The sequence below is a fragment of the Streptomyces sp. NPDC029159 genome (assembly GCF_055564055.1).
In genome coordinates this window covers 70,078-84,363 of record NZ_JBVHWT010000004.1, presented here as the reverse complement: position 1 = coordinate 84,363, position 14,286 = coordinate 70,078, and the positions used below count along the sequence as shown (strand labels likewise).

10 protein-coding genes and 1 tRNA gene are annotated in these 14,286 nt (G+C 72.6%); 6 read left to right on the top strand and 5 right to left on the bottom strand.

Annotated features, from left to right (window positions below):
• Positions 1-173 precede the first annotated feature (173 nt).
• Positions 174-1,484: a class I SAM-dependent methyltransferase gene (locus ACZ4U4_RS09975; protein WP_467871120.1), complete on the top strand. Its 1,311-nt coding sequence runs from the start codon at positions 174-176 to the stop codon at positions 1,482-1,484.
• 64 nt (positions 1,485-1,548) lie between these two features.
• On the opposite strand, the gene ACZ4U4_RS09970 is transcribed toward ACZ4U4_RS09975, so the two are convergent.
• A complete protein-coding gene (locus ACZ4U4_RS09970; RefSeq protein WP_467871117.1) occupies positions 1,549-4,074 on the bottom strand; it encodes an ABC transporter permease in 2,526 nt (841 codons plus the stop codon).
• 47 nt (positions 4,075-4,121) lie between these two features.
• Positions 4,122-4,904: an ABC transporter ATP-binding protein gene (locus ACZ4U4_RS09965; protein ID WP_467871114.1), complete on the bottom strand. Its 783-nt coding sequence runs from the start codon at positions 4,902-4,904 to the stop codon at positions 4,122-4,124.
• A gap of 500 nt (positions 4,905-5,404) precedes the next feature.
• On the opposite strand from ACZ4U4_RS09965, the gene ACZ4U4_RS09960 reads away from it, so the two are divergent.
• The 4 genes from ACZ4U4_RS09960 to ACZ4U4_RS09945 all read left to right on the top strand — a co-directional run bounded on the left by ACZ4U4_RS09960 (position 5,405) and on the right by ACZ4U4_RS09945 (position 8,736).
• A tRNA-Leu gene (locus ACZ4U4_RS09960) sits at positions 5,405-5,486 on the top strand.
• A 667-nt stretch (positions 5,487-6,153) separates the two neighbouring features.
• Entirely contained in the window at positions 6,154-7,245 is a 1,092-nt protein-coding gene (locus ACZ4U4_RS09955; protein ID WP_467871111.1) for a baeRF2 domain-containing protein, read from the top strand.
• Between the two features lie 184 nt (positions 7,246-7,429).
• Entirely contained in the window at positions 7,430-8,257 is an 828-nt protein-coding gene (locus ACZ4U4_RS09950) for a Bax inhibitor-1/YccA family protein (protein WP_467871109.1), read from the top strand.
• A 158-nt stretch (positions 8,258-8,415) separates the two neighbouring features.
• Positions 8,416-8,736, top strand: a complete 321-nt coding sequence (locus tag ACZ4U4_RS09945) for a hypothetical protein (RefSeq protein ID WP_467871107.1) — start codon at positions 8,416-8,418, stop codon at positions 8,734-8,736.
• 40 nt (positions 8,737-8,776) lie between these two features.
• Here the strand turns inward: ACZ4U4_RS09945 and ACZ4U4_RS09940 are convergent, their stop codons facing one another.
• The 3 genes from ACZ4U4_RS09940 to ACZ4U4_RS09930 form a co-directional block, all read right to left on the bottom strand.
• The gene (locus ACZ4U4_RS09940) at positions 8,777-9,727 is read right to left on the bottom strand and encodes a hypothetical protein (protein ID WP_467871105.1); all 951 of its coding nucleotides are present in this window, start codon (positions 9,725-9,727) and stop codon (positions 8,777-8,779) included.
• A 546-nt stretch (positions 9,728-10,273) separates the two neighbouring features.
• Positions 10,274-11,494, bottom strand: a complete 1,221-nt coding sequence (locus ACZ4U4_RS09935) for an acetyl-CoA C-acetyltransferase (protein ID WP_467871102.1) — start codon at positions 11,492-11,494, stop codon at positions 10,274-10,276.
• 151 nt (positions 11,495-11,645) lie between these two features.
• Positions 11,646-12,695: an SGNH/GDSL hydrolase family protein gene (locus ACZ4U4_RS09930; RefSeq protein ID WP_467871100.1), complete on the bottom strand. Its 1,050-nt coding sequence runs from the start codon at positions 12,693-12,695 to the stop codon at positions 11,646-11,648.
• 200 nt (positions 12,696-12,895) lie between these two features.
• Here ACZ4U4_RS09930 and ACZ4U4_RS09925 point away from each other — a divergent pair, with 200 nt between their 5' ends.
• The gene (locus tag ACZ4U4_RS09925) at positions 12,896-14,281 is read left to right on the top strand and encodes a cystathionine beta-synthase (protein ID WP_467871098.1); all 1,386 of its coding nucleotides are present in this window, start codon (positions 12,896-12,898) and stop codon (positions 14,279-14,281) included.
• The last annotated feature ends 5 nt before the right edge of the window (positions 14,282-14,286 follow it).

Genomic DNA, 14,286 nt, shown 5'->3' with positions numbered 1-14,286 from the left:
CCCGAAGGGCGTCCGCCATCCGTGGGGCGGGCGCCCTTCGGCATGTCCGCCGTCGGAGCCGTGGCGCGCTTTACCGTTCCCTTACGCGGGAACGGGACTATCCGGGCGCCTGTACGGCGTTTACGTGGTCGGTGAAAGTGTTTCGCCGACTCGTCAAGACGGAGGTGTGCGACATGGCCGACGCCGCTGGACGGCTCACCAAGCTCGCCGAGGAGGTGCTGGGGGCGAAGCTCCCGGTCCGCATCCGCGCGTGGGATCGCAGCGAGTTCGGCCCTCCGGGCGCACCGGTCCTGGTCTTCCGCAATCGCCGGGCACTGCGCCGGCTGCTCTTCAAACCCGGCGAACTCGGCCTGGCCCGCGCCTGGGTCGCCGGTGACCTCGACATCGAGGGCGATCTCTACGAGGCGCTCGATCTGCTGGCCGGTCTCATCTGGGAGCGCGGCACCGCCGCCCCCGCACCGCGGCGCGCGCCGGTGCTGCGGGCCCTGGCGCGGCCCGAGATCCGCGCGGCGGCCAAGGAGTTGCTGACCCTCGCGGGCGCACCGCTGCCGCCGTCCCCGCCCGCGGAGGAGGCCCGCACCCGCCGCGGTCCGCTCCACACGCTGCTGCGCGACAAGGAAGCCATCAGCCACCACTACGACGTCGGCAACGACTTCTACGCGCTGGTCCTGGGCCCGTCGATGGTCTACTCGTGCGCCTACTGGGAGAGCCCCGACGCGACGCTGGAGGAGGCGCAGCGCGACAAGCTCGACCTGATCTGCCGCAAGCTCGGGCTCGCCGAGGGGCAGCGGCTGCTGGACGTGGGCTGCGGCTGGGGCTCGATGGTGCTGCACGCCGCCCGCGAGTACGGCGTCCGGGCCGTCGGCATCACCCTCTCCGAGGAGCAGGCCGCGTACGCCCGTAAGCGGGTCGCGGAGGCGGGGCTGGCCGACCGGGTGGAGATCCGGGTGCAGGACTACCGCGAGATCCATGACGAGCCGTTCGACGCGGTCTCCTCGATCGGGATGGCCGAGCACGTCGGGCGGGCCCGGTACGCCGAGTACGCGAGCGCGCTGTTCGCCCTGCTCAAGCCCGGCGGGCGGCTGCTCAACCACCAGATCGCCCGGCGGCCGCTGGATGACGAGGACACCTACCACGTCGACGAGTTCATCGACCGGTACGTCTTCCCCGACGGTGAGCTGGCGCCCGTCGGCCGGACCGCGGGGGCGCTGGAGGACGCCGGGTTCGAGGTGCGGGACGTCGAGGTGCTGCGGGAGCACTACGCGCTGACGCTGCGGCAGTGGGTCGCCAACCTGGAGGCCCGCTGGAAGGAGGCGGTGCGGCTGACGACGCCGGGCCGGGCCCGGGTGTGGCGGCTCTACATGGCCGCGTCCGCGCTGTCCTTCGAGCGCAACCGCATAGGGGTCAACCAGGTGCTCGCCGTGCGGACGCCGGAGTCCGGGGCGTCGGGGCTGCCGCTGCGCCCGCGCGTCTGGCAGGGCTGAGCCACCGCACGCAGGAGGGCCCCGGACCGTACGCGGTCCGGGGCCCTCCTGGTTGTCCGGGCGGCTACTCCGCCTTGAGGGCGGTGAGCATGTTCAGCTTCGCCGCGCGGCGGGCCGGCCACAGGGCGGCGACCACGCCGACCAGGGCGGCCAGGGCGAGGAAGATACCCATCCGGCCCCAGGGCAGCACCAGTTCGTAGGTGGCGAGCGAGGCGGAGATCAGCTCACCGGCGGCCCAGCCGAAGAAGACGCCGAGGCCGATGCCGAGCACCCCGCCGAAGAGCGAGATCACCAGGGACTCCAGGCGGACCATCCGCCGGACGCCGGTGCGGTCCAGGCCGATGGCGCGGAGCATGCCGATCTCCTGGGAGCGCTCGAAGACCGACATGGCCAGGGTGTTGACGACACCGAGGACGGCGACGATCACAGCCATGGCGAGCAGCGCGTAGAGCATGTTCAGCATCAGGTTGACGGACTGGGAGATGCCCTCGGAGACGTCCTTCTTGTCCTCGATGGTGAGGGCCGGGTTCTTGCCCAGGGCGTCGATCAGCGTCTGCTTGGTGGCGTCGGTGGCGCCGTCCTTGGTCTTGACCATCACCTTGAGGTCGGTGGCGTTCTTCTGGTGGTCGCCCAGGACGCCGTTGTCGACGACGATCTCGTGGAGCATCTCGTTGCCGCGGTAGACGCCGGAGACGGTCAGCGTCTCCTTCTTGCCGTCCTCGAATGTCACCGGGACGCGGGTGCCGACCTTCCAGCCCTTCTCCTTCGCGGTGCCCTCGTCGGCGACGATGCCGCCGTCGGCGAGGTCGCCGAGGGAGCCGGAGGTGAAGTCGAGGCGGGTCAGCTCGCCGAAGTCCTTGCCGTTGACGCCGGTCAGGTAGGCGGTGTGGCCGCCGATCTCGGCCTCGGAGCTGCGCAGCGGGCTGATGGCGGTGACCTCGTCGAGGCCCCCGAGCTTCTGCGCGACCTCGGGGGAGAGCGGCGTCAGCGAGGCCATGGAGACGACGTAGTCGGCCTTGAGGGAGTCGACGGCCATCTTGTCGATGCCCTTCTGGACGCTGTTCCCGATCACCGTCAGACCGGTGATCAGGGTCAGGCCGACCATCAGGGCGGAGGCGGTGGCGGCGGTGCGGCGCGGGTTGCGGACCGCGTTCTGCCGGGCGAGCTTGCCGGAGATGCCGAACGCGCGGAGCAGCGGGTCGGTCAGGCCGATCAGCGGGCGGGAGAGCAGCGGCGTCAGGATGAAGACGCCGATCAGCAGCAGCGCCGCGCCCAGGCCCAGGACGGCCTTGCCGTCGTTCATGCCGGTGGCGGCCAGGACGGCGGCGATACCGGCGGCGGCGAAGAGCGCGCCGAGGGTGTTGCGGACGACCAGGGACTTGGTGGTGGCCGTGGCGTGGACGCTGTTCATCGCGGCGATCGGCGGGATCTTCGCGGCGCGGCGGCCCGGCAGCCAGGCGGCGAGGACGGTCACGCCGATGCCGACCACCAGCGCGGTGACGACGGTGGAGACGTCGACGACGAGCGGGCCGTCGGGGGTGGCCCCGCCGGTGCTGTCCAGCAGGGCGCGCATCGCGGCGCCGATGCCGATACCGGCGGCCAGACCCGTGACGGCGGCGGCCGCGCCGACGACGAACGCCTCGATCAGCACGGAGCGGGTGACCTGGCGGCGGCTGGCGCCGACCGCGCGCAGCAGCGCCAACTCCTTGGTGCGCTGGGCGACCAGCATGGTGAAGGTGTTGGCGATGAGGAAGATGCCGACGAAGAGCGCGATGCCGGCGAAGCCCAGCAGCGCGGTCTGCATGCTCGACATGCTCTTGGCGATCATGTCGGCCTCGTCGTCGGCGAGCTGCTGCCCGGTGGTGGCCTCGGCGCCCTTGGCGGGCAGCACCTTGCGGAGCTGCGCCTCCAGGGCGGACTGCGAGGTGCCCGGGGCGGCCTTGACGTGGATCTCGTTGTACTTGCCGGGGGCGAGCAGCTGCTTCTGGGCGGTCGCGTTGTCGAACAGCGCGAGGCTGCCGCCGGCCGAGACATTGCCGTCGGTGGTGGTGAAGATGCCGGTCAGCCGGGGCTCGCGGACCGTTCCGTCGAAGGAGGTCCGGACGGTGTCGCCGACCTTGTACCCGGCCTCGTCGGCGGTACGGGAGTCCAGGGCGATCTGGTCGGCGCCGTGCGGGGCGGCGCCGTCGCGCATCGGGTAGCGGGCGTCCTTGCCGTCGGCGCCGGGGTAGTAGTTGCCGCCGCGGGTGGAGAAGCCGGAGCCGACCAGCTTGCCGTGGCGGTCGGCGATGGCGGTGAAGCCGGTGACGGTGCCGGTGGCCGAGGCGGCGCCGGGCACGTGGGCGGCCTTGTCGAGCAGCTTCTGGTCGAGGGCGGGGCGCTCGCCGGGGCCGGCGCCGTCGCCGGTGGGCTGGATGGCCACGTCGACGTCGGCGTAGCCCTCCTGGGCGCTGGAGCGCAGCGCGCCGGAGATGGTGGAGGTGAAGACCAGGGTGCCGGAGACGAAGGCGACGCCGAGCATGACGGCGAGGACGGTCATCAGCAGCCGGGCCTTGTGCGCGAGGACGTTGCGCAGGGCGGTACGGAGCATGGGTCAGTAGTCCTGGGGGAGTGGTCCGAAGTACGGGCGGCGGGGCGTCAGCTGGTACGGCCCTTGGCGTCGAAGCCCTTCATGCGTTCCAGGACCAGGTCGGCGGTGGGGTCGGGCATGTCGTCGACGATGCGGCCGTCGGCGAGGAAGACGACGCGGTCGGCGTAGGAGGCGGCGACCGGGTCGTGGGTGACCATGACGACGGTCTGGCCGAGTTCGCGCACGGAGTTGCGCAGGAAGCCGAGGACCTCGGCGCCGGAGCGGGAGTCGAGGTTGCCGGTCGGCTCGTCCGCGAAGATGATCTCGGGCCGGGAGGCGAGGGCGCGGGCGACCGCGACGCGCTGCTGCTGGCCGCCGGAGAGCTGGCCGGGGCGGTGCTTGAGGCGGCCGCTGAGGCCGACGGTCTCCACGACGCGGTCCAGCCAGGCGCGGTCGGGCTTACGGCCCGCGATGTCCATCGGGAGGGTGATGTTCTCCAGCGCCGTCAGGGTCGGCAGCAGGTTGAACGCCTGGAAGATGAAGCCGATCTTGTCGCGGCGCAGCTGGGTGAGCTTCTTGTCCTTCAGCCCGGTCAGCTCGGTGTCCCCGATCCGGGCGCTGCCGCCGGAGATCGTGTCCAGCCCCGCCATGCAGTGCATCAGCGTCGACTTGCCGGAGCCGGAGGGGCCCATGATCGCGGTGAACTGTGCCTGGTGGAACGTCACGGAGACGGCGTCGAGGGCGACCACCCGGGTCTCCCCCTCCCCGTAGACCTTGGTGAGATCCGTCGCGCGGGCGGCCGCCTCGGTGGTGCGGGAGGCGGTGGGGACGCCGGAGGGGATGGTGGTCACGGAAGCGTGCTCCTCGTCGAGACGGTGCGGCGGGACGGCCGCGGCTGGGACCTTTCCATCGTCGGCGTGCGGAGCCCCCGGAACGTCAGCCCGGACGCCCGACCTGGGCCCGACCTGGGGCGTATCGGGCACCACGGCCCTCCTCCCTGGGTATGAGGGCGATCCCTGAGACGGACGGTCGGCCACGGGGCGCGAGGGGAGCGCGGGGCGGACCGGGGCCGGGTGCCCGGACCGGTGGGATTCATGCCGGAGTGTCGGCCGAGCACATATCGGGGTGGGTTGGCGAGGCGGTACGGCGACTTTCCGTCATTTCGGGGCCCGAACGTGTTTCAGGACGTTACGCCGGAGGTGCGCCACAGGCATGTGACAACGGCTCACGGTGGTGACTGACACACCCTCAGTTGCCAATAAAATAAGACAACCTCGGGATGAGCGGCCGGGGGTTCGGCGGCCTGCGGGCTACGCTCGTGCTGCCTCTGCGGGGGCATGGGGGAGTCCACGCCCGGATGGTGGAATGCAGACACGGCGAGCTTAAACCTCGCTGGCCTTCGGGCCGTGCCGGTTCAAGTCCGGCTCCGGGCACTTCCGGCAATCGGCCGCCCGTTCCGAAGAGTTTTCCCGGACCTTGCGCCGAGCCGCACCTACCCTGACACATCCCGTTCGCGCTCCGCTCCGGCGGGGTGTGTCCACGGCCGCCCGCCGCCGCGTTCTCCCTGTCCGGACGCCCGGCGCCCGGCGGTGCGCGGCCGGACGCCCGGGCGCGCCGCCCCGTCCGGCCGGACGGACCGGGTGCCGCTTCCGGAGAAATGCGGCTGCCGTTTGCGGGGTGTGCCCCTTCCTTCCCCCGGCCATTTCCGTGACCGTACGAATCCGTAGGGTCACGGCGTGGCGGGCGGGGTTTGTGGCCGCGTCGCGAACCGGTGCCGGATAACGGGCCGGAGGCCGTGTGCGGGTGATTTCCCGGAGGCGTTCCGCGGTATTTCGTATTCGCTCGTTCCGGGGAATTCGCCGCTCCGCCGACCGGATTTCGCGTGCCTGTGGAGAACCGTGGCGCGAGCCCGTCCGGACGTGCTCGCCGGGGTCCTCGCGCCGGGTGGCGGCGGGGGTGTGCGGTCGTCGAATTCCGAGTGGGCGGCCCATCCGGGGTGCGGTCCGGGTGCCGGGTCGCCGGGGTCCCGGAAGTTGCGCCGGCTCTGCGTATGGTGAGCTTTTGTCGGATTTGAGCGTATTGAGGATGGTGGCTTACGGCATGGAACTCTCCTTCCTTCGTCCCCTCTACACGGAGGGCGCCCCGGTCGCCTCGGTGTACCTCGACACCACGCGCGCGGTGCCGGACGCGGACGAGCGGATCGCCACCCGCTGGCGGACCGCGCGGCGCACGCTGGCCGAGCGGGGTGCGGACGACGCGACGCTCGAAGCGCTGGACGCCACGGTCGGCGGCGTGCCCGACCTGCCCGGACCCCAGGGCGAGGCGCTGTTCGCCGCCGACGGACGACTCCTCGGCGCCTTCACCCTGACCGAGCCGCCCGCCGCCGACGAGGCACTCTGGACGCCGGTGCCGGACCCGCTGCTGCTCGCCTTCGACCGCGACCACCAGGTGCCGCACGTGGTCGTCGCGGTCGACCGGGAGGGCGCCGACGTCGAGGGATACCCGGCCGCCGCCCATGAACCGGCCTTCCGGCGCACCTTCAACGGCAGCACCCTGCACATCACCCGCGTCCGCGCGGGGGCCGAGGCCCAGGCGTCGTTCCACCGGCGCAGCGTCAACGTCTGGTCCGAGAACACCGAGCAGGCGGCGCAGGACGTCCGCGACGCCGTCGACGCGGTGGACGCCGAGGTCATCCTGGTCGCCGGCGATCCGAAGGCGTTCGGGCTGCTGCGGGATCACCTGGGGCCGCTGGCGGAGCGGTTGGTGAAGGTGGGCGGTGGCCGCACCGACGCCCAATCCCGTGCGGCGCTGCGCGAGGCCACCGACACCGCGCTCCACGAGATTTCGGCCGAGTCCCACCGGGACGCCTTGCGGCAACTGGAGAGCGCACTCGACGGCGAGCAGGCCCTCCAGGGCATCCCGGCGGTGAAGGAGGCGCTCGCCGAGGGCCGGGTGGACACCCTCTACATGGCGCCGCCCACGGGGACGCAGGGCGTCAGTCTCTTCGCCTCGGAGCGCAACCCCCGGGCCCTGGCGACCGATCGGGCGGCCCTCGGCGACGACCCGACGGTGTTCGAGGCGCCCGCACCGCTCCTGCTGCTGCGCGCCGCGGTCCTCGGCGACGCGTCCTTCAGCGAGATCCAGCCGCCGACCCGGTGCACCGACGGCGTCGCCGCCCTGCTGCGCTACTGAGGTGCGCCACGCCCGGACCCGGTGGCGGGCCCGGGCACGATCGCGGGCGGCCGTTCGTACTCTTCGTGGTGTAGGAGCGCCCCCGAGAGGCGGGGAGAAATCGTGCTCAGGAAGTAGCCCCGCGTCTTTGCCAAGCCATTACTCTTGTGGCGAGGTCGCGCAGGGCGGCCATGGAGGAGTGAGGATGAGGAGCAGCAACCCGGTCTTCTCGCGTCGGGGGTTCAGCCGCGACACCGGCTACGCGGGCTTCAACGCGCCGCCGCAGGCCGGGGGCGTCGGAACCAACCCGTACGCCGGGGCCAACCCGTACGCGCAGACCGCCACCCAGGCACCCCAGTACACCCCGCAGCACCGCGCCATGACGATGGACGACGTCGTCATGCGGACGGCGTTCACCCTCGGCACGGTCATCGTCGGCGCCGTCGTCGGCTGGCTGTACCTGTCGGACAAGATCGGCTTCGCGATCGGCGCCGGTATCGCCGCGATGGTGCTGGGCTTCATCCAGTCCTTCAAGCGCAAGCCGTCGCCGGCGCTGATCCTGGGGTACGCGGCGCTGGAGGGCCTCTTCCTCGGCGCGCTCAGCGGCAACCTCAACGACCTGCCGAAGATGAACGGCGCGCCGATGCAGGCGGTGCTGGGCACGATGGCGGTCTTCGTCGCGATGCTCATCGCCTACAAGACGCGCATCGTGCGGGTCACCGCCCGCTTCACCCGCTTCCTGATGATCGCGACTCTGGGCTTCGTGCTGCTGTCGCTGGTCAACGTCCTGTTCATGGCGTTCGGCGGCGGTGACGGCCTCGGCTTCCGCAGCGGCGGTCTCGGCATCGTCTTCGGTCTGGTCGGCGTCGTCCTCGGCGCGCTGTTCCTCGCGCTGGACTTCAAGCAGGTCGAGGACGGCATCGCCTACGGCGCCCCGCGTGAGGAGTCCTGGCTGGCGGCGTTCGGCCTGACCACGACGCTGGTGTGGATCTACATGGAGATGCTGCGGCTGATCTCGATCCTGCGCGACTGACGGGACGGCGGGGCTGACGCGACGTCACCCCGCCGCCCGCAACCGCACCGTCACCGAGCCCCGTGGGCAGCCGCCCGCGGGGCTTCGGCGTGCCCGGGGGAATGCGCGGCCCCGCACGGCCGTGCGCGCCGCCGTGCGCCGTCGCATAGGCTCGCGCCGTGCCTGACGTAACGCCATTGGTCCACGCCGTGGACGCCTTCGCCGACCGCCTCCGCTCGATGCCGCAGAGCACTCTGCGCCGGGGCGCGGCCGCCGACGCGCTCGCCCTGGCGAGGGAGTTGACCGCCCGCGCCCAGCGCCTGGAGCACCCGGACCGGGAGCCGCACATGCTGCCCGACGTGGGGCTGTTCGCCGTCGGCGACCAGCTCGCCGTCGTCGGGCACGACCTCGCCGAGGCCCTGCGGAACGCGGAAACGGCCTCCGCCGGGGATGTGGCGGAGGCCGTGGCGCGGGTCGGGGAGACGGCGCGGCGCTGGTGAGCCGGGGCGGCGGCCCGTGGGGCGCGCCGCCGACGGCCGGTCAGAGCGAGGCGATGACGCGGTCGGCGAGGAGGTAGACGCTCTCCTGCCGGTCCTCGCCCCAGGCGAACGTCAGGGCGTACGCACCGGCGATGGCGGAACCGCCCAGCAGCACCGGGGCCTGACCGTCGCGCAGCGCCTCGGCGACGCGCTCGGACGTCTCGCGGTGGCCCGGCGTCAGACAGAGGGTGGTGCCGTCGGAGAAGACGTAGACGTCGAGGGTGCCCAGCGGGCCCGGGCGGACGTCGACCAGCGGCACGCTCCGCTCGGCCAGCTCCCCCAGGCACGCCACCGTGCGCTCGTGGTCGGTGACGGCGGCGACCGGTGTGAAGTCCGGGTGCGAGGGGTGCCGGCGGCGGGCCGCGGCCAGCTCCGCCGAGTCGCCCTCCTCCGCCGCTTCCCAGCCGTCGGCCCGCAGCGCCTCCGACGACTCCAGCGTGGGCTCGACCGCGGCGAACGGTTCCGGCACGGTGAACGGCTCCAGCGCGTCCGGGCCGAGCAGCGGCTCCACCCCGGCCAGGTCCGCCTGACGCGGCAGGAACGGCCGGGTGTCGAACCGGTCGTCCGGCAGATCGCGGGGGTCCGGCGGGCTCTCCTCGCCGATACCGGGCACCCCGCCCAGCAGCGACGGGGTGTCCGCGGCGTCCCGGGCCTCCTGGGCCGCCCAGAACGCCCGCGCCTCGGCCAGCTCCCGCTCCCGCTCCTCGGCGAGGGCGTCGGCGACCGCCGCGCGTATGTCCGCCAGCGGCGTCGCCCCGGCCGACTGCTGCCGGGCCGCCGGGATCGCGCAGACCGCGTCGGCGCGGGCGGAGAGGGTCTCGCGGGTGGTCACCAGCTCGGTGCGCACCTCGATGAGCTGGCGGCGCAGCCCCCGGACGGTGTGCAGCGCCGCGGCGCCCACCGCCACGGCGCAGGCCGCGGCCAGGAACAGGACGAGGTTGATGACGCTCATGCGCCCTCCCCCCGTCGCTCCGCGGCCGCGGCGCCGCGGGGCGCGCGCCCGTCGACGGCCCGGGCCCGGCCGGCGGCCGCGACGGCGGCCTTGCTGGGTTCGCTGCGCTCGCTCACTGGTGTACTCCCCATAGCAGAAGGTCTTTCGACTTCTACCTCAGCCTGACGGGCGTCGGCGACCGCGCCCAGTGCGCTTTGTCCCGAAATAGTGGGGGCTTGCGACCTCGTGCGAAGGAGTGCCCCCTGGCTGACCTGCAAGAACCCTTCTCCGGCGGGGCGTTGGTCACAATCCTGACGGCGATTGGGTCGCGATCTTGTCACCGGGTGACCCACCTCACCCCCGCTTGCCGAGGGTGCCCGTACGACGACGAAGGGTGCGCGGAACCGGGAGAGTTGGCTTCCCGATTTCCACGCACCCTTACGAGGGGATCGTGCGCGCTACGCGCTACAGCTCAGCCGCGCGCTTTCTTGGTCGCGTTCCGCTTCGCCTCCGCTGCGGGCAGGTGCCGCCCTCCTCCGTCGGGCGACCCCTACCCTCCGCTACGGCTCAGCTCAGCCGCTCGATGACCATCGCCATGCCCTGGCCGCCGCCCACGCACATCGTCTCCAGGCCGAACTGCTTGTCGTGCCACTGGAGGGAGTTGATCAAGGTGGTGGTGATGCGGGCGCCGGTCATGCCGAAGGGGTGGCCGACGGCGATGGCGCCGCCGTTGACGTTCAGCTTGTCCAGCGGGATGTCCAGGTCCCGGTAGCTCGGGATGACCTGGGCGGCGAACGCCTCGTTGATCTCGACCAGGTCGATGTCGGACATCGACAGACCGGCCCGGCGCAGCGCCTGCCTGCTGGCCTCGACCGGGCCGTAGCCCATGATCTCGGGGGAGAGGCCGGAGACGCCGGTGGAGACGATCCGGGCCAGCGGGGTCAGGCCCAGCTCGCGCGCCTTGGTGTCGGACATGATCACCAGCGCCGCGGCGCCGTCGTTCAGCGGGCAGCAGTTGCCCGCGGTGACCAGGCCGTCCGGGCGGAACACCGGCTTGAGGCCCTGCACACCCTCCAGCGTGACGCCCGCCCGCGGGCCGTCGTCCTGCGCGACGACCGTGCCGTCCGGCAGCGTCACCGGCGTGATCTCCCGCTCCCAGAACCCGGCCGCGATGGCCTTCTCGGCGAGGTTCTGCGACCGGACGCCGAACTCGTCCATGTCCTGACGGGTGACGCCCTTCAGCCGGGCGAGGTTCTCCGCGGTCTGCCCCATCGCGATGTACGCGTCCGGGACCAGGCCGTCCTCGCGCGGGTCGTGCCAGTCCGCGCCCGCCTGCTCCGCGCGGGCCGCGGTGCGTGCCTCGGCGTCGGCGAAGAGCGGGTTGTGGGTGCCGGGCATCCCGTCCGAGCTGCCGTTCACGGAGCGCGAGACGGTCTCGACGCCCGCCGAGAGGAAGATGTCGCCCTCGCCCGCCTTGATCGCGTGCAGCGCCATCCGGGAGGTCTGGAGCGAGGAGGAGCAGTAACGGGTGATCGTGCAGCCCGGCAGGTGGTCCATGCCCATCTGCACGGCGACGATGCGGCCGAGGTTGTGGCCCTGCTCGCCGCCGGGCAGCCCGCAGCCGAGCATCAGGTCGTCGATGTCCCGGGGGTCCAGCTCGGGCACCTTGGCCAGCGCGGCCTCGATGATCTGCGCGGTCAGGTCGTCCGGGCGCAGCTCCTTGAGCGAGCCCTTGAAGGCGCGGCCGATCGGCGAGCGGGCGGCTGAGACGATGACGGCTTCGGGCATCACGGCTCCATGGGGTCGTAACGTGCGGCGGCGCGAGACCCGGAAGCCTCGGCGGGCGCGGACGGGCGGGACTGTCAGGGAAGTTACCGGTACGTACCGCGGAGGTCACGGGGTGCGCGCTGTGATGCGGGACTCTTTTCTAAGCGGATGCTTATGTGGCGGCGGGCCCGGCGCCCACGGCGCCCCCGCCCCGGGCCGCCGGCGGCTGGTCCGCCTCCTCCGGAGCCGGGATCCGGCGGCGCCTGCGGTGCTTGAGCAGGGCCCAGGGGGCGCGGGCCGACGCGACCTCCGTGCCGGCCTCGGACGCGGCCTCCACGGCGGCCTCCTCGACCGGCAGCACGCCCTCGTACCGGGCGGGCTCGGGGTGCTCGCCCTCCGGCCACAGGCCCAGGGAGGCGCAGAGCGTCGGCAGTACGGCCATCGCGGCGGTGGCGTACCCCTCCGCCGACGGGTGGTAGTTGTCCGGACCGAACAGCTCCCGCGGCCTGGCCTCGAACTCCGGGCCCAGCAGATCGCCGAGCGAGACCGTCCGGCCGCCGTTCTCCACCACGCCGATGGTCTGCGCCGCCGCCAGCTGCCGCGACAGCCGCCGGGCCACCCAGCGCAGCGGCTGGTAGACCGGCTCGATGGTGCCCATGTCCGGGCAGGTGCCGACGACGACCTCGCTGCCGGCCGCCCGCAGCCTGCGGACCGCGTCCGACAGCAGCCGTACGGAGAGGGCCGGCGGCATCCGGTGGGTGACGTCGTTCGCGCCGATGATGATCACGCAGACGTCCGGGGCCGCGGCGTCGTCCGCCAGCAGCAGATCGACCTGGCGCTCCAGATCGTCGGACTGCGCCCCGGGCAGCGCGACGTTGCGGAAGTCGACCGGCAGCTCCGACAGCGCGGCGAGGCCGGAGGCGAGGAGCGCGCCCGGCGTCTCGCGGGCCCGGCGCACGCCCTGGCCCGCCGCCGTGGAGTCGCCGAGGAAGGCGAGCCGCAGCGGCGGCCGGTCGGCGCCGTGGCCGAACGCGGCGCCGTAGCGGCCGTCGGCGCACGGCGGGCTGTCGCCCGAGCCGCCGACCGTGCGGCGCGCCAGCCGGGCCTCGGTCAGCAGCACCCCGGCGGCGGCCACCCCGAGCAGCCCGATCCCGCCGCCGCCGTACGCCGCGGCGGCGGCGATCCGCCGGGCCACCCTCGCCCTGGACAACGTCATCGGCATAGGCCGGGCACCTCCCCGTGCAGTGCGTCGGTGCGCCCCGGGCCGTACCGGTCGGCGCACACCGGACATGCGGTGAGAACTCGTACAACAGGTTGTTGCCCCGTCGTGCACCGAACGCAACGCGACGCCCCCGCAGACGGGCGGGCAATAGGCTGATGTGATGGGCGCAGGACAGCGTGCCCCCGACCGCGGAGACCACCGTGCAGTTTTACGATTCGATGATTGAGCTCGTCGGCAACACCCCGCTCGTGCGGCTCAACAGCGTCACCCAAGGGATCCAGGCGACCGTCCTGGCCAAGGTCGAGTACTTCAACCCCGGAGGCTCGGTCAAGGACCGGATCGCGGTGCGGATGATCGAGGCCGCCGAGGAGTCGGGCGCGTTGCAGCCGGGCGGCACCATCGTCGAGCCGACGTCCGGGAACACCGGCGTGGGGCTGGCGATCGTGGCCCAGCAGAAGGGCTACAAGTGCATCTTCGTCTGTCCCGACAAGGTCTCGATGGACAAGATCAATGTGCTGCGGGCGTACGGCGCCGAGGTCGTGGTCTGCCCGACCGCCGTCGACCCCGAGCACCCGGACTCGTACTACAACGTCTCCGACCGGCTGGTCCGTGAGACGCCCGGGGCCTGGAAGCCGGACCAGTACAGCAACCCGAACAACCCGCGCTCGCACTACGAGACGACCGGCCCGGAGCTGTGGGAGCAGACCGACGGGAAGATCACCCACTTCGTGGCGGGCGTCGGCACCGGCGGCACGATCAGCGGCACCGGCCGCTATCTGAAGGACGTCAGCGACGGCCGGGTGAAGGTCGTCGGCGCCGATCCGGAGGGCTCCGTCTACAGCGGCGGCTCCGGGCGGCCGTACCTGATCGAGGGCGTCGGTGAGGACTTCTGGCCGACCGCGTACGACCGGACCGTCGCCGACGAGATCGTCGCGGTGTCGGACAAGGACGCCTTCCAGATGACCCGGCGGCTGGCCAAGGAGGAGGGGCTGCTGGTCGGTGGCTCCTGCGGGATGGCCGTGGTGGCCGCCCTGGAGGTCGCCTCCCGGCTCGGCCCCGACGACGTGGCCGTCGTCCTGCTGCCGGACAGCGGCCGCGGCTACCTCTCGAAGATCTTCAACGACGAGTGGATGGCCGACTACGGCTTCCTGGAGGAGGGCGGCGCCGCCGCCGTCGGCGAGGTGCTGGCCCACAAGGAGGGCGCGCTGCCGTCGCTGGTGCACATGCACCCGGAGGAGACCGTCGGCCAGGCGATCGAGGTGCTGCGCGAGTACGGCGTCTCCCAGATGCCGATCGTCAAGCCGGGCGCCGGACACCCGGACGTGATGGCCGCCGAGGTCGTCGGCTCCGTCGTCGAGCGGGAGCTGCTCGACGCCCTCTTCGCCCAGCGCGCCTCGCTGTCGGACCCGCTGGAGAAGCACATGTCGGCGCCGCTGCCGCAGGTCGGCTCCGGCGAGCCGGTCGCCGACCTGATGGCCGTCCTGGAGGGCGCGGACGCCGCCATCGTCCTGGTCGAGGGCAAGCCGACGGGCGTCGTCAGCCGCCAGGACCTGCTGGCGTACCTGGCGCGCGAAGCGGGGAAGTGACGGCC

Coding starts and splice junctions, on each gene's coding strand:
- ACZ4U4_RS09930 (WP_467871100.1), bottom strand. CDS start 12,695: ATGCCGATGACGTTGTCCAGGGCGAGGGTGGCCCGGCGGATCGCCGCC.
- ACZ4U4_RS09970 (WP_467871117.1), bottom strand. CDS start 4,074: ATGCTCCGTACCGCCCTGCGCAACGTCCTCGCGCACAAGGCCCGGCTG.
- ACZ4U4_RS09950 (WP_467871109.1), top strand. CDS start 7,430: ATGAGGAGCAGCAACCCGGTCTTCTCGCGTCGGGGGTTCAGCCGCGAC.
- ACZ4U4_RS09955 (WP_467871111.1), top strand. CDS start 6,154: ATGGAACTCTCCTTCCTTCGTCCCCTCTACACGGAGGGCGCCCCGGTC.
- ACZ4U4_RS09935 (WP_467871102.1), bottom strand. CDS start 11,494: ATGCCCGAAGCCGTCATCGTCTCAGCCGCCCGCTCGCCGATCGGCCGC.
- ACZ4U4_RS09940 (WP_467871105.1), bottom strand. CDS start 9,727: ATGAGCGTCATCAACCTCGTCCTGTTCCTGGCCGCGGCCTGCGCCGTG.
- ACZ4U4_RS09975 (WP_467871120.1), top strand. CDS start 174: ATGGCCGACGCCGCTGGACGGCTCACCAAGCTCGCCGAGGAGGTGCTG.